Origin of the sequence: Streptomyces hesseae, assembly GCF_031845785.1 — a bacterium.
GTDB lineage: Bacteria > Actinomycetota > Actinomycetes > Streptomycetales > Streptomycetaceae > Streptomyces > Streptomyces hesseae.
This window is the reverse complement of record NZ_JAVRFI010000001.1, coordinates 219291-239418: the sequence shown is the minus strand read 5'-3', so window position 1 is coordinate 239418 and position 20128 is coordinate 219291. Positions and strand designations below refer to the sequence as shown.

The window sequence follows — 20128 nt, the reverse complement described above, 5'->3', positions numbered from 1 at the left end:
CGCGCGGAGATCCCGGTGACCCCGAGGGCGGGTCGGCGCGCACGGACGAGCACTCGGCGGCTCGCCCGCACCGACGCGACCCCTCGCGGCCCCTCCGGGATCCCGGAAGACGAGCTCGCGAAGGAGAGTTCCGTGACCAGCAAGTCCGCAGCCGCGGCAGCCCGGGCCACCGTGTACGGCTACCCCCGTCAGGGACGGGACCGGGAACTGAAGAAGGCCGTCGAAGGCTACTGGAAGGGCGCTGTCACCGCCGCCGCCCTGCGCCGGACCGCCGCCGGACTGCGCGCCGCCACATGGCGCGATCTCGACGCCGCCGGCCTTCATGAGGTCCCCACCGGTGACTTCTCGTACTACGACCACGTCCTCGACACCAGCGTCATGGTCGGCGCGATCCCCGCCCGCCACCGCGCGGCCTTCGCGGCCGACCCCCTGGACGGCTACTTCACCATGGCACGCGGCACCCAGGACGTGGCGCCCCTGGAGATGACCAAGTGGTTCGACACCAACTACCACTACCTCGTCCCGGAGCTCGGCCCCGACACCGTCTTCACCGCCGACCCCGCCAAACAACTCGGCGAACTCCAGGAAGCCCTGGCCCTCGGCCTCGCCGCCCGGCCCGTCCTCGTCGGACCGGTCACCTACCTCCTGCTCGCCAAGCCCGCCCCCGGCGCCCCGGCCGGCTTCGACCCGCTCACCCTCCTGGACCGGCTGCTGCCCGTCTACGCCGAGGTGCTCACCGCGCTGCGCGCCGCCGGGGCCGAGTGGGTCCAGCTGGACGAGCCCGCCCTCGTCCAGGACCGCACCCCGGCCGAACTGAACGCGGCCACCCGCGCCTACCGCGACCTCGGGGCCCTGACGGACCGGCCGAAACTCCTCGTCGCCTCCTACTTCGACCGCCTGGGCGAGGCCCTGCCCGTGCTGGCCAAGGCCCCCGTCGACGGCCTCGCCCTGGACTTCACCGGCCCCGCCGCCGCCAACCTCGACGACCTCGCGGCCGCCGGCGGACTGCCCGGCAAACGGCTCGTCGCGGGCGTCGTCGACGGCCGCAACGTCTGGATCAACGACCTGACGGCGTCGCTGGCCACCCTCGCCACCCTCCTCGGCCTCGCCGACCGTGTGGACGTCGCCGCCTCCAGCTCCCTCCTCCACGTCCCCCTCGACGCCACCGCCGAACGCGACATCGACCCGCGGATCGCCCGCTGGCTCGCGTTCGCCCGTCAGAAGACCACCGAGATCGTCACCCTCGCCCGCGGCCTCGGCCACGGCACCGCCGCCATCGCCGGCGAACTCGCCGCCAACCGCGCCGACCTGGCCTCCCGCGCCGGCTCCGCCCTCACCCACGACCCGGCCGTCCGCGCCCGCACCACCGCCGTCACCGGCGACGACGCCCGCCGCTCGCTGCCCTACGCCGAGCGGACCACCGCCCAGCGCGCCCGCCTGGGCCTGCCCTCGCTGCCCACGACCACCATCGGCTCCTTCCCCCAGACCACCGACCTGCGCACCGCCCGCGCCGACCTGCGCGCCGGGCGCATCGGCACCGACGCCTACGAGCGGCGCATCGAGGCCGAGATCCGCGAGGTCGTCGCCTTCCAGGAGAAGACCGGCCTGGACGTCCTGGTCCACGGCGAGCCCGAACGCAACGACATGGTCCAGTACTTCGCCGAACGCCTCACCGGCTACCTCGCCACCCGGCACGGCTGGGTCCAGTCCTACGGCACCCGCTACGTCCGCCCACCGGTCCTGGCCGGCGACGTCTCCCGACCCGAGCCGATGACCGTGCGCTGGACCTCCTACGCCCAGTCCCTCACCAATCGGCCCGTCAAGGGCATGCTCACCGGCCCCGTCACCATGCTCGCCTGGTCCTTCGTCCGAGACGACCAGCCCCGCGCCGAGACCGCCCGCCAAGTGGCGCTCGCGCTGCGTGACGAGGTCGCCGACCTGGAGGCGGCGGGCACCGCCGTGATCCAGGTGGACGAACCCGCCCTCCGCGAAACCCTGCCCCTGCGCACCGCCGACCGCCCCGCCTACCTGTCCTGGGCCACCGAGGCCTTCCGCCTGACCACCGGCGGCGTCCGCCCGGACACCCAGATCCACACCCACATGTGCTACGCCGAGTTCGGCGACATCCTCCAGGCCATCGACGACCTCGACGCCGACGTCATCAGCCTGGAGGCGGCACGCTCCCATATGCGGGTCGCGGGCGAACTCGCGGGCGCCGGCTACCCCCGCGAGGCGGGCCCCGGCGTCTACGACATCCATTCGCCCCGCGTCCCCGCCGCCGACGAGGCGGCCGCCCTGCTGCGCCGGGGACTCGCCGCCATCCCGGCCAAACGGCTGTGGGTCAACCCCGACTGCGGCCTGAAGACCCGCGGCTGGCCCGAGGTCCGCGCCTCCCTGGAACACCTGGTGACGGCGGCCCGCACGGTACGGGAGGAGCTCCCGGGCTCACCTTCGTCCTCGTCCTCGTCCTCGTAAGGCGCGAGAAGGGGTGCCCCGGCCACCACCGGGGCACCCCCTTGGCTCGCACAGCCTGCGAAACTGACCGCATGGCCGAACTCAACGGAAATCCCGTCACCCTCGACGATCTCCAGACTCTCGCCCTCACGAACTACGGGCACTTCACGACCATGCGGATGGAGGACGGCACGGTCCGGGGCCTGTCACTCCACCTGGACCGCCTGGTGCGGGACTGCCGCATAGTCTTCGGCGTCGAGCTGGACCGGCAGCGGACCCTGAACCACATCCGCCAGGCCGCCGACGGCGTCACCGGCGTCGCCGCCCTCCGCGTCACCGTCTTCGACCCAGCCCTCGACCTGACACGCCCCAGTGCCGCCCAGAACCCCCACATCCTGGTGAACGTGCGACCCGCCGGCGCCCTGACGCCACCACCACTGACAGCGAAGACCTTCACCTTCACCCGCGACAACGCGGAGGTGAAACACATCGGAATCCACCCGCAACTCAAGCTCCGCCGTGACGCCCAGCTCGCCGGCTTCGACGACGCCGTATTCGTCGAACCGGACGGCCGCGTCTCCGAGGGCGCCACCTGGAACCTCGGCTTCGTCGACCAGCAGGGCACAGTCATCTGGCCGGCCGCCCCCGCCCTCCCCGGCACGACGATGCTGCTGCTCCAGAGCCTCGACACCCCAAAGCAGATCACCGCCCAGGTACGGCTCACCGACGTCCCCGGCATGGCCGCGGCGTTCGCCACGAACGTGTCCATCGGCGTCCGTACTGTCAGCGCGCTCGACGACGTGCGGTTCCCGCAGGACCACCCGGTGCTTGCGGCGCTGCGCGACGCGTATGCGGGAATTCCGGGGGAGCGGCTTTAGGCATCCGCCAGGTATCCGCGACGGTATTCCTGGGCGTTTCAGACGCCTGGAAGACGGCCGCACCCGCTCCCGGCGCTACGCGCTGGACGGCGTGTGCACCCACGTTCCCCAATGGACCCTAGCCGTCCCTGCCGCCGCCCCATGGCCGTAGTTTCTCCGGGTTGCGGACGGCCCAGATCCGGGTGACGCGCCCGTCGAGGATGTCGAACGAGGCTACGGTCACGGCGACGCCGGCACGCCGGGCCACCAGGCCCGGCACACCATTGACCGACCGCTCCAGGAGTTCGAGCCCCGGAGCCTTGTCGGCAATGGCGATCATGTACTGGGCGATGCGCGCGCCGCCCTCGACCGGGCGCAGGACGGTGCCGACCATGCCGCCGCCGTCGGCGGTCATCACGGCAGCCGGGTCGAGGAGACCGACGAGGGCTGTGATGTCCTTGGACTCCCAGGCCTCTTTGACGCGCCTCACCACGTCGGCCTGGCCGGTCGCCGTCACCGGAGGGCGCGCGACGCCCACCCGCCGCCGGGCGGAGGCCGCCAGCTGCTTGCAGGCCGCAGGAGTCCGGCCGAGGACGCCGGCGATCTCGGCGTACGGGTACCGGAAGACCTCGTGCAGGACGAACGCCACCCGCTCGGCGGGCGTCATCGTCTCCAGGACGACGAGGAAGGCCATGCCCACCGACTCGTCCAGAACGATCTGGTCGGCCGGGTCCGCGGGGCCGGTGGGGTCGGCGCCGCCCGCCTGGTCCCACTCGGTGCGGTCGGGCAGCGGCTCGGGCAGCCATGCGCCGACATAGCGTTCACGGCGGGCCCGCGCAGACCCGAGCAGGTCCAGGCAGATGCGGCTGGTCACCGTCGTCAGCCAGGCGCCGGGGGAGCGGATCTCCTCCCGCCGGCTTCGCGGCAGCCCGTACCAGCGTGCGTAGGCAGCCTGTACGGCATCCTCGGCCTCGGTCACCGAACCGAGCAACCGGTAAGCGACATTGATCAGTTGGCGCCGCTCACCGACCATCTCCCCTGCGCCGGTCCCGGCAGTCCCCATGCTTCCGGCCGCCCCCTCGCCTTACCTTTCGCAGGCCCGCTTCGTCGGACTGGTGAGACCTTATCGAGCTCCTGCCCGCGGGCGGAAAAGAGGACCGTGACATGGCCACTCAGGTGACGGCGAAGACACAACGCAGCTCCTCGTTCCTGAAGATCGCGATCGCCCTGCAGACCCTGGCCATCTTCCTTCAGGCGGTTTCCGCCGGGCTGCTGCTGACCTCGTCCTACGGAGAGACGCTGCACAGCGTCGGAGCCCGTGTGATGTACGGGGCGTCGATGTTGTACGTGCTAACGGCGGTGCTGGCATGGAAGCCGGGCGGCAGCTCGCCCCGGCCTGTCCGGCACGCGTCAGGATTCCTCGTACTCGCCTCGGTCCAGGTCGTGCTGGGCATCGCGCACGTCCCATCGGTCCATATTCCCCTGGGCGTCTTGATGTTCGGTCTGAGTGTGCTGGCGCTGGCCCGGCGCTGAGGTCGGATTGACCGGCGTCGCGGACGACGGCTTTGGTGGACCGCGATCCCGAAGTCGGTCAGCAGGGCCTCGCCGCCTTCGGTGATCATGACGTTCGCCGGCTTGACGTCACGATGCACAATTCCGGCTTCATGTGCCGAGTCAAGAGCGCGAAGCAACGACCCTGCGATTATCGCGACTTCTTTCTCTGGCAGTGGTCCGCGCTGGGAGAGGTCATCCGCCAGAGACTTACCATCGATCAGTTGCATGACGATCCAGGGGCGGCTGTCCTCGGCCGCTCGGCCTGCTCGGTCTCGGGCATACCCGGGACCAGTGACAATTCCTTGATCGCAGTATTGATGCGAAGGGTCTCGTCCCGCGCTTTCCAAACCCGGCCAAACCCTCCGGAACCGAGTTCCTTGATCAGCCAGTAGCGATTGCCGATCAACTGCCCTGCTCGCGCCGCCTGTGCCACGTGCACCCCCTCAGTGAACGCGGCACCAGGGTACGCAGCTGTGTGAAATGCTGATAGAGGGACGCGACTCGGGGGCCCCACCAGCACGGTCGCAGGTGCTGACGCGACGTTGACTTGGCCAACGCCAAGTAGCTGTCGGCCCCCACTGCCGGCAGGATCGGCCTTGCCGGTGCCATTCCGGAGCTCCGCCAGTTCAGCCACCGCGTCCAGTCCGGTCGCGTGGTGAGTTACGCCGCCGGTCGTGAGAAGTCCCGGATCCCACTGGTCGCGCCACTGGTCATGTCGAGGGTCGGGAAAACAGAAAGACCCCAGATTCACTGGGGTCTTAGCTGGTGTCCGAGGGGGGACTTGAACCCCCACGCCCGATAAAGGGCACTAGCACCTCAAGCTAGCGCGTCTGCCATTCCGCCACCCGGACCGGGTGTTTGTCACTGCCGGGCATTCCCTGCCCTGCGGCGACGTGGAAAAGAATACCAAGGTTTCGGGGTGCTGGTTCACGCCCGGTCAGCGTCGCGGTCGACCTCGCGATCCGGGGGCAGGAGGCCGCGCACCGCGAGCGCGGCGCCCGCGCCGAGGAGGGCGCCGGCCAGGACGTCGGCGGGGTAGTGCACACCCGTGTAGACGCGGGAGAAGCACACCGACCAGGCGAGCGGGGCGAGGGCCAGGCCCCAGGCGGGGTTCTCCAGGCCCACGCCCGTGGCGAAGGCGACGGCCGAGGCGGCGTGCCCCGAGGGGAAGGAGGTGGTGAACGGCTGCCGGGACAGCCGGCGGACCACGGGCACCGCGTCCAGCACCGGTCGGCCGCGTCGTACCGTTCGTTTGCCGAGCGTGTTCACCGTCGCCGAGGCGGCCGCCAGCGACATCACGCCCCGCAGCGCGGCGCGCCGGGTGGGCGGGCCGCCCAGCAGCGCGGCGCCGGCGGCCATGCCGAGCCACAGCATCCCGTGGTCGGCGCCGCGCGACAGTCTCGGCAGCACCCGGTCGCCCGCCGGCCAATGGCGGGTCGCGACCCGCTGGAACAGGGCCCGGTCCCATGCGCTCACCGTGTTCCGCATGCCCGGCGGGTACCCGTTCCGGCGGCGCGCACGCTCTCGGGTCCGGGGGCCGGTTCAGCCGTATGCCGTACGGGGCATGCGCCCGCGGCGGAGCCCCCGGAGACTCGTGCACGGGGACGACCGCAGCACCTCGCTTCCGAAAGGCGGGCTCCGGATGAGTGCCAAGGACAGGGTCAGGGCGAAGGCCGAGCAGACGAAGGGCCTGATCAAGGAGACCGCCGGCCGGGTGACCGGCGACCGGCGCATGGAGGCCCAGGGGCGCTACGAGCGGGCCAGGGGCGACCTCCGCGACGTCGTGGAGAAGGCACGGCAGGGCTTCAGGAAGAAGCACAAGTAGCCGTCGCCCGCCCGCGCGCGAGGCGTTCCGCACACGACCGGCCATGGACGCCGACAGCGTCGCCGACGAACTCTTCCTGCTGCGGCCGGAGGAGTTCACCGCCGCCCGCGACCGGCTCGCCGCCTGGGCCGTCCGCGACGGCGACCCGGAGCTGGCCCGCCGTCTGAAGGCCCTGCGCCGCCCCACGCTGGCGGCCTGGGTGTGCAACCTCCTCGTACGGAACCGGCCGGACGAGGCCCACGCGCTCGTCCGCCTCGGCGAGGGGCTGCGCGAGGCCCACCGGACGCTGGATGGCGAACGGTTGCGCGAGCTCGGCCGCCGGCAGCGCGCCCTGGTCGCCTTGCTGTCCCGGGAGGCCCGCGGGCTCGCGGAGGAGGCGGGACACCGGGTCGGTGACGCCGTGGCGCGTGAGGTCGAGGAGACCCTGTACGCGGTCCTCGCGGATCCGGGGGCGGCGGAGGAGTGGGCCACCGGCCGGCTGTCCCGGCCTCTGGCCGGTGTGCCCGGCTTCCCCGGGATGCTCCCCGGCCCGGCGGACCGGCTGGCGGCCCCGCCGTCCCCGGCCCCGCCCGGCGGGGAGGCCGGGGCAAGGGCAGGGGCCGGGGACGGCGGCGCGGAGAGGGCCGAGGTCGCCGACCTGGCCGAGGCGCGCGAGCGGCGCCGGCGGGAGCGGCGGCGCGAGGAGCTCGACCGCGCCCGCCGTCGCGCCGAGCAGGCGGCGGCCGACGTCCGTGCCTGCGAGACGGAGCTGACCCGCGTCAGGGAAGCGGCCGACCGGGCGGAACGGGACGAGCGCACGGCCGGGCGGCACCTCGCCGAGCTGACCGCCGAACTGGACGCCGCCCGGGCCCGCCGGGGCGCCGCCGAGGAGACGGTGGGGGAGGTGCGCGACCGGCTCCGCGAGGCGGAACGCGCCTGGCGGGCGGCCCGGGAGGCGGCCGAAGCCGCCGACGCCGAGGTCGACCGTCTGCGGTGAGGAGCCTGCGGTGAGGCGTCTGCGGTGAGGGAGGAACCGTTCGCCCCTTCCGAGCCCGCGCGATCCGGCCCCCGGCCGGCGTCACGCCTCCATCAGCCGCCGGACCACCCGGCCGAAGACCCAGTGGCCGCACAGGGCCGTCACCGAGTCGAACGCCGCCGGCAGTCCCGCGATGTGCAGGACCTCCCGCCAGACGATCCACGAGCCGGACCCGGACGGGCCCGCCTCCAGCTCGGCCCAGCCGGTGACGAAGGAGCCGCGTTTCTCCAGCCGGCAGTGGCCGGGGCGGCCCCCGGCCGGCGGATGCCAGCGGACGACCTCCATGACGTCCTCGAACGCCACCCGGCCCACCCCGGTCCGGGCCGAGAACCGCGTCCCCACGCCCGTCGGCGGCGGCGTCGTCACCGCGACGCGGGTGAACGGGACGTGCTCCCCGTGCCGCTCCCAGTCGGTGAGCCGTCGCCACGCCTCGTCGACCGGGAGTCGGGAGTGGTGACTGATCAGAATGGATCTCACCACTGAAGGTATGTCACATCCTGGCGGCCTGTGCCGGGAACGGCTCGGGCTCGCTCACCACCGGTACCACCGCCCCCGTCCGCCACCGGGCCCGGTGGACCTCATCAGGAAGCCCAGCAGCCAGATCACGAGCACGGCCACGGCCACCCACCACAGCACCTTGATGGCGAACCCCGCGCCGAAGAGGAGCAGGGCGAGGAGCAGGACGAGAAGGATCGGAACCATAAGACGTCTACCTCCTGCCGTTCGCCTGCCCCGTCGCACTCGGTTCATGTCCGGGACAGGGTGAGTAGACACTGTCTACTCACCCTGATAGACAGTGTCTATGTCACAGGAACCCGATACACCCGATACATCCGACACCTCCCTCAGGGAACGGCTGATCGACGCCGGGGTGGAGCTGGTGCTGACCGAAGGCACCGCCGCGCTCGGCCTGCGCGAGATCGCCCGCCGCGCCGGTGTCTCGCACGGGGCCCCGCGCCGGTACTTCCCGACGCACCACTCCCTCCTCTCCGCGATCGCCCGCCGCGGCTTCGCGGACCTCGGGGCCCGCGTCGCCGCCACGACGGAGCGGACCACGACGGAGGAGGCCACGGCGCCGCGAGCCCGGCTGGACGCGCTGGCGCGGACGTACGTCGGATACGCGCTGGAGCGCCGCGGCATGTTCGAGCTGATGTTCCGGCACGACCTGCTGGACAGCGAGAAGAACGCGCCGCGCGGGGGCGGCAGCGGGGCGCGGCTCCGGGAGTCGACGCTCCCCATGTTCGGCCTCTTCACCGGACTCGTCGCCCACTGCCGCGCGGACGAGGGCACGCCCCCGGACGTCGCGGCCGCCGCCCTCTGGGCCAACCTCCACGGCATCGCCCAGCTCTGGACGTCGGAGAGCCTGCCCCTCGCCCTCGGCAGCCCCGCGCCGGAGATCCTCGACCGGCTCGTCACGGCCGCCCTCGACGCCCACCTCGGCCCGGTGAACCCATGACCGAGGCCGCACGCGCCCGCCTCGTCCTGCTCGTCAGCGTGGCCGGCGCGATGATCGTCGCGCTGGACGGCACGGTGCTGAGCGTGGCGCAGCCCAGCCTGCAACGGGACTTCGGCGCGGGCGTCGCCCAGGTCCAGTGGACGAGCACGAGCTATCTGCTGGCCGTCGCCGCGCTCCTCGTCGTCGCCGGACGCCTCGGCGACCGGTACGGGCACCCGCTGATGCTCCGCGTCGGCCTGGTCGGCTTCGCGGCCGCCTCGGCGGGCATCGCGCTCGCGCCCGGCATCGGCTGGGTGATCGGACTGCGCGCCGTCCAGGGCGTGTTCGGGGCGCTCCTCCAGCCCGCGACCCTCGCCCTGCTGAGGTCGGCGTACCCGGAGGAGCGGCTCGGCCGCGCCGTCGCCCTCCGTACGAGCGCGATCGGGGTGGCGGCCGCGGCCGGACCCGTGCTCGGGGGCGCCCTCGTCGGCCCGCTGGGCTGGCGGGCGGTGTTCGTCATCAACGTGCCCGTCGCCCTCGCGAGCGCCGCGGTCACCCTCGCCGTCCGCGCCCCCGCGCCGCCCCACGACGGCTCCCGGCAGCTCGACCTCCCCGGCGCCGCCCTGCTCACGACGGCGCTCGCGGTCCTGGTGCACACCCTCGTCGGCGTACCGGAACACGGCTGGACCGCCCCGCCCACGCTCCTCGGCCTCGCGGCCGTCGCGGGCCTCGCGACGGCGTTCGTCGCGCACGAACGCCGCGCGGCGCGACCGATCGTGCCGCGCGCCGTGGCCCGGTCGGTACCGGTGACGGCATCGATGACGCTGCTGTTGGTCACCTCGGCGGGCATGTTCGGCGCGCTGTTCGTGACGACGTTCTTCCTCCAGAACGTCCTCGGGTTCGGCCCGTTCGACTGCGGGCTGCGCGTGCTGCCGCTGACGGCCCTCATGGTGCTCGGCGCGCCCGTCGCGGGTGCGGCCCTGCGCCGCCACGGTCCGCGCCGTACCGCGATGACCGGGGCGCTCCTCGTCGTCCTCGGCGTCGCCGGGCTCTCCCGGCTCGACGCGGACAGTCCGTGGACGGTCGCCGGGGCCGCCTTCGCGGTGCTCGGCGCGGGGTTCGCGACCGTGATGGTCACCGCCACCGGGACGGTCGTCGGTGACGCCCCGACCGGCTACGCCGGGGTCGTCGGCGGCCTCAAGCAGACCGCGATGAACGTCGGCCCGGCCTTCGGCATCGCCGTCGCCGCGGGCATGATGCTCCTCCAGCCGCAGGCCGGCGCCACCCCGAGGATGGGCCCGACGCTCCTGGTCCTGGCCGGGGTCACCGCCCTGGGCCTGCTCCCGGCGGCCCTGCTCCCACGCGGCGGGACACCCGGGAAGGGGACTCCTGTACGGGGAGAGCCCGTACAGGACGAACCCCGCCCCGTCGGCTGACCCCGACCGCCGCCGGTTCAGCCCCCGACCAGGGGGCGCAGCCCGCCGATCACCACGGAGACGCCGAAGCCGAAGAGCCGGTCGCGCTCGGCCCTGCTCTGCCGCCGGATCCCGCGGGCCTGCTCCTCGACGGTGAACCCGTTGACGTAGCTGGTCAGGACGTCGCCGGCGGAGGCCGCGGTGACGGCGTCCAGCCCCGCCTCCCGGAGCACCGTGACGAGGCGTTCGAAGAAGGCGCGCGCCATGGGGCCCGGCGCGCTCATACAGGCGATGACCCGTGCCCCGTCGGTGTGCGCGAGCATGGCGTCGCGGAGCGCCTGGGCGATCGCGGCCAACTGCTCCGCCCAGTTCCCGTCGGGCAGCGGTACGGCCGTCGCGTCGGCGGCGATGTGTTCGGCGATCGCGTCCAGCAGGGCCTGCTTGCTGGCGTAGTGCCAGTAGAGGGCGCCGACCCGGACGCCCAGCGCGGCCGCCAGTTTGCGGGTGGAGAACTCGTCTAGTCCCACCTCGTCGAGCTGTTCCAGCGCTGCTTTCAGCACGATGGACCTGTCCAGCGGCATCGCGAACCTCCCATGTTCCTTCGCCGTCCCATGATGCCCGTAACCCCTTGCCGACTTGAACACTGACCAAGTAGCTTGAGCACTGTTCAATTGAACAGTGCTCAATAAGGGGGAGACATGCGTGTCATCGTGATCGGCGCCGGACTGGGAGGGCTGTGCCTGGCACAGGGGCTCCGGCGGGCGGGAATCGACGTGGCGGTCTACGAGAGGGACGCGGGCGTCACGGCCCGCTTCCAGGGCTTCCGGATCGGGCTCGCCGAACAGGGGCTCGCCGCGCTGCGCGGCTGCCTGCCCGAGGAGCTCCACCCCTTGGTGGAGGCGACCCTGGGCGACCTCACGGGCCCCGCGCGGGCCGTCGACCCGTGGCTGCGTCCGCTGAGCGAGCATCCGATGGCAGGGGTCATCGCCGCCGACCGGCACGTCCTGCGCCACATCCTGCTCGCGGGACTCGACGACGACGCTCTGCGCTTCGGCAAGGAGTTGACGACCTATCATGTGCGTTCGGACGGCCGGGTGGAGGCCCGCTTCGCGGACGGGACCAGCGACACGGCCGACCTGCTCGTCGGCGCCGACGGGATCAACTCGGCCGTACGGGCCCGGCTGGCGCCGGCCGTCCGGCCCCACGACACCGGCGTCCGGTTCGTCATCGGCCGTACGCCGCTCACCGACCGCTTCGCCGGTCTCGTCCCCGGCTTCGGCACGCGCGTCGTCGCCCAGGACGTGAGCATGCTGCTCGGCCTGATGCGCTTCCGCCGGTCGCCGCGCGAGGCGGCGGCCGAGCTGGTGCCGGGGCTCTCGCTGCCCGGCACCGCCGACTACCTCCGCTGGGCCATGCTGCTGCCGCCGGGGCGGACGCCGGAGCCGGCCCCCGGCCGCGACGGGGCGCAACAGACCGTACTGGCCCGGACGGAGGGCTGGCACCCCGAGCTGCGGGCCGTCGTCGAGGCCGCCGACCCCGACAACAGCACCCTGCTCTCGATCCGGGTGGTACGGCCCGGCCCGAGATGGCCCCTGGGTCCGGTGACCCTGCTCGGGGACGCCATCCACGCCACGTCGCCCAGCGGCGGCAACGGCGCGAACACGGCACTGAGGGACGCCGACCTGCTGCGGACCCTGCTCCTCGACGCCCACGCGGGCCGCCGCACCCTGCCCGACGCCGTCGACGCGTACGAGCGCCGGATGCTCCGCTACGGCGCCGAGGCGGTGGAACACAGCCTGGCCGCCCTCGTCCCGTTCCTCCCGCCGACGGACAGGACCGCGGCAGTCGTCGCGGCCGCCGGGGGCGTACGCCACACCTCCCCGCAATCGCAACCCTGACGATCGTCAGGGGTCGACGATGCCGTTCGACAGAGGTGGCGCGAGCCCGGGATCCATAGGTTCGGGATCATGGAACAGCACAGGGAACGAACGTCAACGAGCCCCGGCCGACCGGGGCGGCGGCCGGCGGCCGCCGTGGGGGTCGCGATCGCGGCCGCCGGGCTGCTGTGGTGGCTGACGCCGGGCGGAGTGCCCGGGCCGGGTGGGGCCGTCGAGGTCACCGGTGGGGCCTCCGCCTCGGCCTACCGGTCGCTCGCCGGGGCGGCGGCGGACGCGCCGGGCTGGGTGGGGACGTCGCTCGGTCTGGCCACCGAGGGGACGCTGGTGGTGCTCGGGCTGCTGCTCGTGTGGACCGGTTGGCGCGGGCTGCGCCGAGGGGACGCGCGGACGGTCGCCGCGGTGGTGCTGGCCGGTGTCGCCACCGTCGTGGCGTACGGGATCAGCGAGGTCCTGAAGACGATGGTGGACGAGGAGCGGCCCTGCCGGGCGCTGAGCGGTGTCACGGCCGTCGATCCGTGTCCCGGGGTGGGGGACTGGTCGTTCCCCAGCAACCACTCCACCCTCGCCATGGCGATCGCGGTCGGCGTGGCCCTGGCACGGCCGAGGCTCGCCGCCGTGGCCATTCCGCTGGGCGCGGCCGGCGCGCTGCTGCGGGTCGTCGTCGGCGTGCACTACCCGCACGACGTACTGGCCGGCTCCGTGCTCGGCGCGTCGGCGGCGATCGTGCTGTTCCTCGCGCTGCTGCCGGTCACCGTCGGGCCGGTGGCCAATCTGATGTCACGGTTCGCACCGGAGCGGGCCGGCCGGGGGCGTCACACCCGCTTCATGGGCCATGACGGCGGCCGCGGCCCGGTTGTCGACGCCCAGCCGGGCCAGTATGGAACTGACATGCGCTTTGACGGTGCCTTCCACCACGCGCAGACGCCGCGCGATCTGCCCGTTGGACAGCCCGGCGGCCACATGGGCCAGCACGTCCCGCTCGCGGGCGGTGAGGGCCGCGACCCGTTCCCGGGCGGCGGCGCACCGGCCGGCGGCGGAACCGGCGCCGGTCGCGGCGAGATGGGCCACCACCCGGGCGGCGACCTTCGGTGACAGATACGCGGCGCCGTCGGCCACCGCGCGGACACCCGCGATGAGCTCCTCGGGCGCCCCCGACTTGACGAGGAATCCGGCGGCGCCGCCCGCGAGCGCCTGGAGGATGTAGTCGTCCTCGCCGAACGTCGTGAGCATCACGACCCCCGTGCCCGGCGCGGCGCCCCGCAGCGACGCCAGCGCCTCGATACCGCCCACGCGCGGCATACGGATGTCGAGGACGGCCACGTCGGGCCGGTGGCGGTGGACCAGCTCCACCGCCTCGGCGCCGTCGCCCGCCTCCGCGACGACCGTCAGCCCCGGGTCGGTGGACAGCACCGCCCGGACGCCCGCGCGGACCATCGGCTCGTCGTCGGCGATCAGGACCCGGATCATCGCCCACTCACCCGCCGAAGACGGTACGGCCGATCAGCCGGCCGTCCTGGAAACAGAGCTGGTACGCGTCCCCGGAACTCGATACGAACCGGGCGGTCGTCACGGCGTAGTACTCGCACCTGATCCCGGGCCCCTTCGGTTCGTACGCCCGTGGCCGGTACGGCAACTGACGGTCGGGCAGCACATGTGCCACCTCCGAGCGATTCTGCCCCAGGCGCAACGCGGCGTAGTCGGTGGGGTCGAGGACGGTGTGGGACAGCGTCAGCGAGCCCCACGCCGTCAGGGCGCCCGTGAGGACGACCGTGGCCAGCAGCGGTACGGCGACCGCCGCTGCCAGGGCCCGGCCGGCCCGCCGCCGGGCCCGCCGGTGCTCCGGCGGCAGCCCGCCCGGCCGCCCGCCGCCCGCACCGGCCCCCGGCGCTCCGGGCGCGGAAGGCGAGGGCGCGGAGGACGCCGAAGCCGCGGGCCGGGAGGACTCGGACGGGGTACGCGGCAGCCGGGCCGTCACCGCGAAACCGCCTCCGCGCGGGCCGCACTCGAACGAGCCGCCCGCCAGCCGCACCCGCTCGTCCAGGCCGATCAGGCCCAGGCCCCCACCCGGCAGGGGCGGGGCCACGGGCGCGGGCGGGGGAGCGTTCTCCACCGCGACCACGACCTCCGCGGCCGTCCGGGAGAGCCGGACGGTGGCCGCCGCGCCCGGCGCGTGCTTGGCGACGTTCGTCAGCGCCTCCTGGACGACCCGGTGCGCGGCCCGCTCCACCGCGGGCGGCATCCCGTACTCCTCGCCCTCGGTGCGCAGGACCACCGGCAGTCCCGAGGCCGCCGCGTCCTCCACCAGCCGCGCGACGGCGAAGTCCGCGGCCTCCGTGGGCGCGCCGTCCGCCTCCTCGCGCAGGATGCCGATCACCTGCCCCAGCCGTTCGACCGCGCCCGCCGCCCGGGCCCGCACGTCCTCGGCCGCCGCCCGGTGCTCGTCCGCCAGGCCCGGCGCGAGTTTCAGCGCCCCCGCCGACAGCGCGATCAGGCTCAGGTCGTGCCCGAGGGCGTCGTGCATGTCCTGTGCGATACGGGCCCGTTCGCGCAGCCGCGCCTGCTCCGCCACCAGCCGCTGTTCGCGCTCGAGCTGTGCCGCGCGGTCCCATCCCAGCCGGGTCAGCTCCTGGTACTGCCGCCACACCCGGCCCGCGAACCACGGCAGCAGCGCGGCCCCGACCACCACGACCACGAACCGGCTGCCGAGCACCAGCAGCCCCGGCACGGCCACGACCGCGATCGACGCCGCCGTCACCAGCACGGTCAGCGCCACCACCAGCGGCCGGGTCCGCCCCGACAGACGCCCCGCAGACAAGGCCGCGGCCATCGCGGGCAGGGTCCACCACAGGCTTGTCGTCCCCAGCCCGGCCGCCGCCACGGCGACCGGCGCCAGCACGGCCCCCGGATCACGGCGACGCCCCGGCAAACGGGTCGCCGCCGTCGTTTCGGTCGTTCTCGTTCCGTCCACCCGCCCACGGTAAGGAACGGTGAGCGTTCGGCGGAAAACGAGGCGTTCGCGCTCCCGCGTCAGGCGGCCGGGCGCGCGGAGTGAGCGGGGTGGCGGCGTGACGCGGGCGCCGTCAGTTCCGGTGCCCCGGCGGGGACGGGCACGGCGGCGAAGATCGCGTCCTGCTGTGCCTGGAGCTCCTTCTTGCGCTCGGGCGAGGTCGTGGGCAGCCGCTGCTCCTCGTAGAGCTTGTGGGTGTCCTCCTGCGCCCGCTTGCTCTCCGGGGTGTGGAACTGCACCTCGAAGACGTGCCCGGAGCGCGGCTCCTTCCACGACGAATTGACGCCCTTGTAGCCCTTCGGGCGGCTCCAGGTGTTGGACCACTTCACGCTGTCGTCGCCCCGGCCCGCGAGGACCGACGAGGCGAGGGCGACGCCCGAGGTGTACCGGCCGTCGGGCCACTGGAGGGTGTAGCGGACGGAGTCGCTGATGCCCGCCAGCGTCTGGTCCACGGTCCGGCCGGGGGTCTCCTTCATGGCGGTGGCGACCTTGCGCTTGAGCGAGTCGGCGGACTTCAGCCGGTGGTCGAAACCGATCACCTGGGCGTGGCTGATCGCGGCCGCCGCCTTGACCTGCGGGCTGATGGACCGCTCCGCCCTGCGGGCGTGGAGGAGGAAGGCGTCGACCTTCTTGTTGTCGGCGGCGTTGAGGTCCAGTCCGTCGCCGTGCCACCCGCCGTCGCCGGGGCCGCCCTTGAAGGACTTGCCGGAGGCGTCGCCGTGGGCGCCGGGCACGAGCCCGGCCGACACCCCGGCCGGGGACTGCCGGTCCCCGGCCGGAGCAGCCGTGGCCGCGTGGGCCGGGACGAGGCCGAACGCCGTGATGAGCGCGGCCGAGGAGACGGCCCGGAGAGCGGTGCGGTGGAGGGTCATGGAAGTGTCGCGTCCCTTTCCTGGTGTGTACGCGTATGAGTAGGCGTACACAACCGCACGACGCGCTCACCGCTGACGCGGGATCCCGCTGTGCCCTGATTTTCGACGTGATCCGATCGATGCCGTGGCGGGATCACCACGCCTGTGCCACCGCGCCCGGGCCATCGCCCCGGCCACCGCCCGGGGTGCTCACTCGTGGAGCCAGAAGCCGGTCCGCTCCCGCCACAGCTCCAGCAACGCCGCGTCCCCGGTGACCTCCGGGCCGCCGCCCGCCGTGGGGCGCCCGTAGACGTACAGCAGCAGGTCGGCCAGTGGGGCGCTCGCCACGACGGCGGCCTCCCCGAGTGCACGGCTCCAGACCGGGACGTCGCCCGTGAGGTCCACCCGCCAGTGCGCCCGCGCCCCGGGCGCGGTGCCCGTGGCGCGGAACGCGAGCGTACGGCCGGGGCCCAGCAGCGCCGGCACTCCGGGCCCCGGGGCGAACGCCTCCGGCACCGAGCCGAAGGACATCCACTCCTCCAGCGCGTCGACGGCGACGTCCTCGGCGACGGCGAACTCCACGCCGGCGGCCCGCGCCGCGTCCGCGCGGTGGACGGTCGTCTCGTGCGTCATCCTGCGCGCCCAGAACGCCGGGGAGACCTCACCGGGCACCGGAGTCCACACCGCCGCGCCGGGCCCGGCGTCCCGCAGCGCGGCCACCAGCAGCTCCGCGCCCTCGGCCAGCCACGGGCCGACCACGGCCACGTCCTCGCCGGCGTACCCGGCGACGTCGTCGAGCCGCGCGTGGGAGACGGGCTCCGGCGACCGCGTGCGCACGATCGTCTCCGCCCAGCGGTGCGCCCAGCCCACGTGCCGCAGCAACTGCCCGAGGTTCCAGCCGGGGCAGGACGGCACGGGGGCGCTCAGGTCCGCGCCCTTGATATGCGCCGTCAACAGGGCGGTCTGTGTGCGGATTTCGGCACAGAGGCGGTCGAAGCCCGGAGGTGTCATGGCGCCACGGTACGACCCGTGGTCGTAGGGCGCCTCCGCCGTACGGCGGAGGGACACCGGCCTCCGGACGGACGTTCCGGGGCGCGGGGGACGGCAGGGTGGAGGGCGACGCCACGGCCGGGTCAGCGCAGGACGACGTTGTAGGCGGGGGTGACGTCGGGCTGGAGGTCGCCGTACCCCAGATCGGCCAGGATGGGGCCGAGGTGCTTGGCGAAGGCCTCCAGCGCCTCGGAGGACTCCCAGACATCGACGACCCGCCAGCCGCCGCCCACCGGGCCCGCGACGTGCGCGAGCAGGCCCGGCACGGGAAGGTCGGCCGGCGAGGTGAAGCCGCGGCCGTTGGTGATACGTGTGATGCAGTCGTCGTAGAGCTTCTTGCCCGAGGGGCCCTCGACCTGGAACGTGACGACTATGGCCATGGTGGCGTGCTCCTGTCCCTGAGATCCGTGAGATCCGTATGCGGCACGGCCCGCCGGGCCGTACGGACCAACGATCGCCCCGGACACCGCCCGGGACACCCTCATGGGTGACGGCTCGTCGGAGCGCCGGGAGCTGACCCGTAGGGTCCGGGCGCGGGCGCCGGTGCGGTGTGCTCAAGTCCCGTGGCCGGGGCGGCACCGAGGGACGCGATGGGCGGCGGACGGAGCCCGTCCCGCCGGTTGCCTATGCTGGCGGACGTGAACGCCGCCGACCCCACCCCCCAGGACACCCTCGACGCGCTGGCCGCCCGGGACGAGCTCACCGGCCTCGACCTCACCGGCCTGGACCTGCGCGCGGCCCTCGCCCGTCGCACGGCCCCCGTGGTCCTGCGCCGCTGCGACCTCAGCCGGGCCGATCTGGGCGGTGCCGATCTCACCGAGGCCGTGTTCGACGACTGCGTGGCCGTCGAGGCCCGCCTCCCGGAGGCCGTGCTGACGCAGGCCCGTTTCTCGGGCGGCTCCTTCGCCTCGGCGGACTTCGGGGCCGCCGACCTGGGCGACGCCGTCTTCGAGCGCACCGACCTCGCCAACGCCCGCTTCGCGCGGGCCATGCTGGACGACGCCGCCTTCACGGGCTGCCGGATGACCGGCGCGGACCTGTCCGCGCTGCGCGGTCTGGCCGTCACCCTGACCCTGCGGAACTGCGCGATGCAGCTCGTCGACCTGCGCGACACGGCCCTGCGCGGCATCCACCTGACCGGCTGCGACCTGACCGAGGCCCACCTGTACCGCGCCGACCTGCGGGACGCGGTCTTCGAGGACTGCCGGCTGCGCGAGGCGGACCTGAGGGAGGCCAGGCTGGACGGCGCCGATCTGCGCGGCGCCGACCTCGGCGAGATCGGCGAGGCCGTGGTGTCCCGGCTGCGCGGCACGGTGATCTCACCGGGTCAGGCCGCCGATGTGTGCGCCGCGCTGGGCCTGCGGGTGGTCCCGTAACGGCCCGCGAGCGCTATCGCTTGACGGCCTCCCCGGCCTTCGCCCAGTTGGCGCGCAGCCGGTCCAGATACGACTGGGCCTGGGGGCCGGGCTTCGCGCCCCGGGCGATCGCGCTCATGTTGCCCGCGCCCGCGTTGTAGCCCAGGGCCAGCAGCTCGTCCCTGGTGCAGGGACCGGACGGTTTCTGCGGCAGGCCCCTGGCCAGGTCGTGGAGGAACCACGCCGCCGCCTCGACGGCCAGCTCCGGGTCGTCGGGCAGCTCGTCCCACGACCGGTTCGCGAAGTCGCGGCCCTGCTTGGTGTCGTCGAAGGCCGCCTTGTGCATGTTCGCGATGCCGAACGCCGAATCGGGCTTCATGCGTTGCCAGGCGCGCTCCAGCGCCGGGTCGTGCGGCTTGTACGACTCGTTGTAGAGGATCGCCATCAGCAGCTGGGCGTCGATCTTCGCCCGCCCCGCGTGCTTCACGACCTGGGGTGCGAAGCGCGCGGGGTCCTGGTTGGCGGACTGCCCCGACGCGCTCGGTGCTCCGGGGCTCGCCGAGGCGGGCGGCGGCGCGGCGCGGTCGCCCGTGCCGCCGCAGGCCGCGAGGGACCCGGCCGCCGCGACGGTCACCGCGACCGTCGCGGCGAGCCGCCGTAGGGATCGCCGGGATGCCATGCGCCGTCCGCCTCCTCACCCGCCCCGAGGGGCCCTCACCGTCCGCCGGAACCGCCCGCCGGAACCGTCCGCCAGACCCCGCCCGTCAGACGTTGACGCCGAAGTCCGAGGCGATGCCCGCCAGCCCCGAGGCGTAACCCTGGCCGATGGCCCGGAACTTCCACTCGGCGCCGTGCCGGTAGAGCTCGCCGAAGACCATCGCCGTCTCGGTGGAGGCGTCCTCGGTGAGGTCGTAGCGGGCGAGTTCACGGCCGTCGGCCTGGTTCACCACACGGATGAAGGCGTTGCGCACCTGCCCGAAGCTCTGGCCGCGCTGGTGGGCGTCGTAGATGGACACAGGGAAGACGATACGGGCGACCCCGGGCGGGACCGTGCCCAGCGAGACCTGGATCTGCTCGTCGTCCCCGTCGCCGCCGCCGGTGAGGTTGTCCCCGGAGTGCACCACCGAGCCCTCGGGGCTGCGGAGGTTGTTGAAGAAGACGAAGTGCTGGTCGGAGAGGACCTTCCCGGCCGTGTCGCACAGCAGGGCGGAGGCGTCGAGGTCGTAGTCGGCGCCGGTGGTGGTGCGTACGTCCCAGCCCAGCCCGACCATGACGGCCGTCAGGCCCGGGGCCTCCTTGCTCAGTGAGACGTTGCCGCCCTTGGCCAGGGTCACGGCCATGTTCTTCCTCCGGGGTTCGCTGGTCTGCGTGCTGTCAATGCGCAATAACGCCAGGCCAGAGCCTATGGTTCC

At 73.6% G+C, this 20128-nt stretch carries 22 protein-coding genes, 1 tRNA gene and 3 pseudogenes; 10 read left to right on the top strand and 16 right to left on the bottom strand.

Annotation, left to right across the window (positions count from 1 at the left end; genetic code table 11):
* Positions 1 to 132: 132 nt before the first annotated feature.
* Together metE and RM609_RS01070 are read left to right on the top strand one after the other, a co-directional pair.
* Entirely contained in the window at positions 133 to 2475 is a 2343-nt protein-coding gene (gene metE / locus RM609_RS01075; protein WP_311607084.1) for a 5-methyltetrahydropteroyltriglutamate--homocysteine S-methyltransferase, read from the top strand.
* A 71-nt stretch (positions 2476 to 2546) separates the two neighbouring features.
* Positions 2547 to 3332, top strand: a complete 786-nt coding sequence (locus RM609_RS01070) for an aminotransferase class IV family protein (RefSeq protein WP_311607082.1) — start codon at positions 2547 to 2549, stop codon at positions 3330 to 3332.
* A 118-nt stretch (positions 3333 to 3450) separates the two neighbouring features.
* Here RM609_RS01070 and sigJ read toward each other — a convergent pair whose 3' ends face one another.
* On the bottom strand, positions 3451 to 4374 hold the full coding sequence (gene sigJ / locus RM609_RS01065; protein ID WP_311607081.1) for an RNA polymerase sigma factor SigJ: 924 nt from the start codon (positions 4372 to 4374) through the stop codon (positions 3451 to 3453).
* Positions 4375 to 4475: 101 nt separating this feature from the next.
* Here sigJ and RM609_RS01060 point away from each other — a divergent pair, with 101 nt between their 5' ends.
* A complete protein-coding gene (locus RM609_RS01060; RefSeq protein ID WP_311607080.1) occupies positions 4476 to 4844 on the top strand; it encodes a hypothetical protein in 369 nt (122 codons plus the stop codon).
* A gap of 74 nt (positions 4845 to 4918) precedes the next feature.
* On the opposite strand, the pseudogene RM609_RS34405 reads toward RM609_RS01060, so the two are convergent.
* The 4 genes and pseudogenes from RM609_RS34405 to RM609_RS01045 form a co-directional block, all read right to left on the bottom strand.
* Positions 4919 to 5092: pseudogene (locus RM609_RS34405) on the bottom strand (protein kinase domain-containing protein); the annotation flags it as partial.
* Positions 5083 to 5298 carry a hypothetical protein gene (locus RM609_RS01055; RefSeq protein ID WP_311607078.1) on the bottom strand — a complete coding sequence of 72 codons (216 nt, stop codon included), beginning with the start codon at positions 5296 to 5298 and terminating at the stop codon, positions 5083 to 5085. The gene RM609_RS01055 and the pseudogene RM609_RS34405, both read right to left, overlap by 10 nt.
* 330 nt (positions 5299 to 5628) lie before the next feature.
* Positions 5629 to 5716, bottom strand: a tRNA-Leu gene (locus RM609_RS01050).
* Positions 5717 to 5830: 114 nt separating this feature from the next.
* Positions 5831 to 6353 (bottom strand): annotated as a pseudogene (locus tag RM609_RS01045) (phosphatase PAP2 family protein); the annotation flags it as partial.
* Between the two features lie 154 nt (positions 6354 to 6507).
* On the opposite strand from RM609_RS01045, the gene RM609_RS01040 reads away from it, so the two are divergent.
* Together RM609_RS01040 and RM609_RS01035 are read left to right on the top strand one after the other, a co-directional pair.
* A complete protein-coding gene (locus RM609_RS01040) occupies positions 6508 to 6690 on the top strand; it encodes a CsbD family protein (RefSeq protein WP_311607076.1) in 183 nt (60 codons plus the stop codon).
* 43 nt (positions 6691 to 6733) lie between these two features.
* A complete protein-coding gene (locus RM609_RS01035) occupies positions 6734 to 7666 on the top strand; it encodes a hypothetical protein (RefSeq protein WP_311607074.1) in 933 nt (310 codons plus the stop codon).
* Between the two features lie 81 nt (positions 7667 to 7747).
* On the opposite strand, the gene RM609_RS01030 is transcribed toward RM609_RS01035, so the two are convergent.
* Both RM609_RS01030 and RM609_RS01025 read right to left on the bottom strand, forming a co-directional pair.
* Complete coding sequence (locus RM609_RS01030) at positions 7748 to 8185, bottom strand: SRPBCC family protein (RefSeq protein ID WP_311607073.1); 438 nt, start codon at positions 8183 to 8185, stop codon at positions 7748 to 7750.
* 51 nt (positions 8186 to 8236) lie between these two features.
* Positions 8237 to 8407, bottom strand: a complete 171-nt coding sequence (locus RM609_RS01025) for a hydrophobic protein (RefSeq protein WP_311607072.1) — start codon at positions 8405 to 8407, stop codon at positions 8237 to 8239.
* A gap of 100 nt (positions 8408 to 8507) precedes the next feature.
* Here RM609_RS01025 and RM609_RS01020 point away from each other — a divergent pair, with 100 nt between their 5' ends.
* Both RM609_RS01020 and RM609_RS01015 read left to right on the top strand, forming a co-directional pair.
* A complete protein-coding gene (locus RM609_RS01020) occupies positions 8508 to 9161 on the top strand; it encodes a TetR/AcrR family transcriptional regulator (protein ID WP_311607070.1) in 654 nt (217 codons plus the stop codon).
* On the top strand, positions 9158 to 10576 hold the full coding sequence (locus tag RM609_RS01015) for an MFS transporter (RefSeq protein ID WP_311607069.1): 1419 nt from the start codon (positions 9158 to 9160) through the stop codon (positions 10574 to 10576). The genes RM609_RS01020 and RM609_RS01015 overlap by 4 nt, the downstream gene beginning before the upstream one ends.
* A 17-nt stretch (positions 10577 to 10593) precedes the next feature.
* Here the strand turns inward: RM609_RS01015 and RM609_RS01010 are convergent, their stop codons facing one another.
* Complete coding sequence (locus RM609_RS01010) at positions 10594 to 11136, bottom strand: TetR/AcrR family transcriptional regulator C-terminal domain-containing protein (protein ID WP_311607067.1); 543 nt, start codon at positions 11134 to 11136, stop codon at positions 10594 to 10596.
* Positions 11137 to 11253: 117 nt separating this feature from the next.
* On the opposite strand from RM609_RS01010, the gene RM609_RS01005 reads away from it, so the two are divergent.
* Positions 11254 to 12453 (top strand): FAD-dependent oxidoreductase, encoded by a 1200-nt coding sequence (locus RM609_RS01005; RefSeq protein WP_311607066.1) that lies wholly within the window; start codon positions 11254 to 11256, stop codon positions 12451 to 12453.
* Between the two features lie 242 nt (positions 12454 to 12695).
* On the opposite strand, the gene RM609_RS01000 is transcribed toward RM609_RS01005, so the two are convergent.
* Positions 12696 to 12956 carry a hypothetical protein gene (locus RM609_RS01000; protein WP_311607663.1) on the bottom strand — a complete coding sequence of 87 codons (261 nt, stop codon included), beginning with the start codon at positions 12954 to 12956 and terminating at the stop codon, positions 12696 to 12698.
* Between RM609_RS01000 and RM609_RS00995 the strand changes: the two are divergent.
* A pseudogene (locus tag RM609_RS00995) lies at positions 12913 to 13128 on the top strand (phosphatase PAP2 family protein); the annotation flags it as partial. The gene RM609_RS01000 and the pseudogene RM609_RS00995 overlap by 44 nt on opposite strands.
* A 102-nt stretch (positions 13129 to 13230) precedes the next feature.
* On the opposite strand, the gene RM609_RS00990 reads toward RM609_RS00995, so the two are convergent.
* From RM609_RS00990 to RM609_RS00970, 5 genes are all read right to left on the bottom strand, one after another.
* The gene (locus tag RM609_RS00990; protein ID WP_311607064.1) at positions 13231 to 13920 is read right to left on the bottom strand and encodes a response regulator; all 690 of its coding nucleotides are present in this window, start codon (positions 13918 to 13920) and stop codon (positions 13231 to 13233) included.
* A gap of 7 nt (positions 13921 to 13927) precedes the next feature.
* A complete protein-coding gene (locus tag RM609_RS00985; RefSeq protein ID WP_311607063.1) occupies positions 13928 to 15421 on the bottom strand; it encodes a sensor histidine kinase in 1494 nt (497 codons plus the stop codon).
* A gap of 59 nt (positions 15422 to 15480) precedes the next feature.
* Positions 15481 to 16332, bottom strand: coding sequence for an ATP nucleotide 3'-pyrophosphokinase (locus RM609_RS00980; RefSeq protein WP_311607062.1), 852 nt, complete (start codon positions 16330 to 16332; stop codon positions 15481 to 15483).
* 189 nt (positions 16333 to 16521) lie between these two features.
* Positions 16522 to 17322, bottom strand: a complete 801-nt coding sequence (locus RM609_RS00975) for a maleylpyruvate isomerase family mycothiol-dependent enzyme (protein ID WP_311607060.1) — start codon at positions 17320 to 17322, stop codon at positions 16522 to 16524.
* 122 nt (positions 17323 to 17444) lie between these two features.
* Entirely contained in the window at positions 17445 to 17741 is a 297-nt protein-coding gene (locus RM609_RS00970) for a hypothetical protein (RefSeq protein ID WP_311607059.1), read from the bottom strand.
* A 258-nt stretch (positions 17742 to 17999) separates the two neighbouring features.
* On the opposite strand from RM609_RS00970, the gene RM609_RS00965 reads away from it, so the two are divergent.
* Complete coding sequence (locus RM609_RS00965) at positions 18000 to 18737, top strand: pentapeptide repeat-containing protein (protein ID WP_311607058.1); 738 nt, start codon at positions 18000 to 18002, stop codon at positions 18735 to 18737.
* Positions 18738 to 18750: 13 nt separating this feature from the next.
* Here RM609_RS00965 and RM609_RS00960 read toward each other — a convergent pair whose 3' ends face one another.
* Together RM609_RS00960 and RM609_RS00955 are read right to left on the bottom strand one after the other, a co-directional pair.
* A complete protein-coding gene (locus RM609_RS00960; protein WP_311607057.1) occupies positions 18751 to 19395 on the bottom strand; it encodes a transglycosylase SLT domain-containing protein in 645 nt (214 codons plus the stop codon).
* Positions 19396 to 19480: 85 nt separating this feature from the next.
* On the bottom strand, positions 19481 to 20056 hold the full coding sequence (locus RM609_RS00955; protein WP_311607055.1) for a TerD family protein: 576 nt from the start codon (positions 20054 to 20056) through the stop codon (positions 19481 to 19483).
* Between the last annotated feature and the right edge of the window lie 72 nt (positions 20057 to 20128).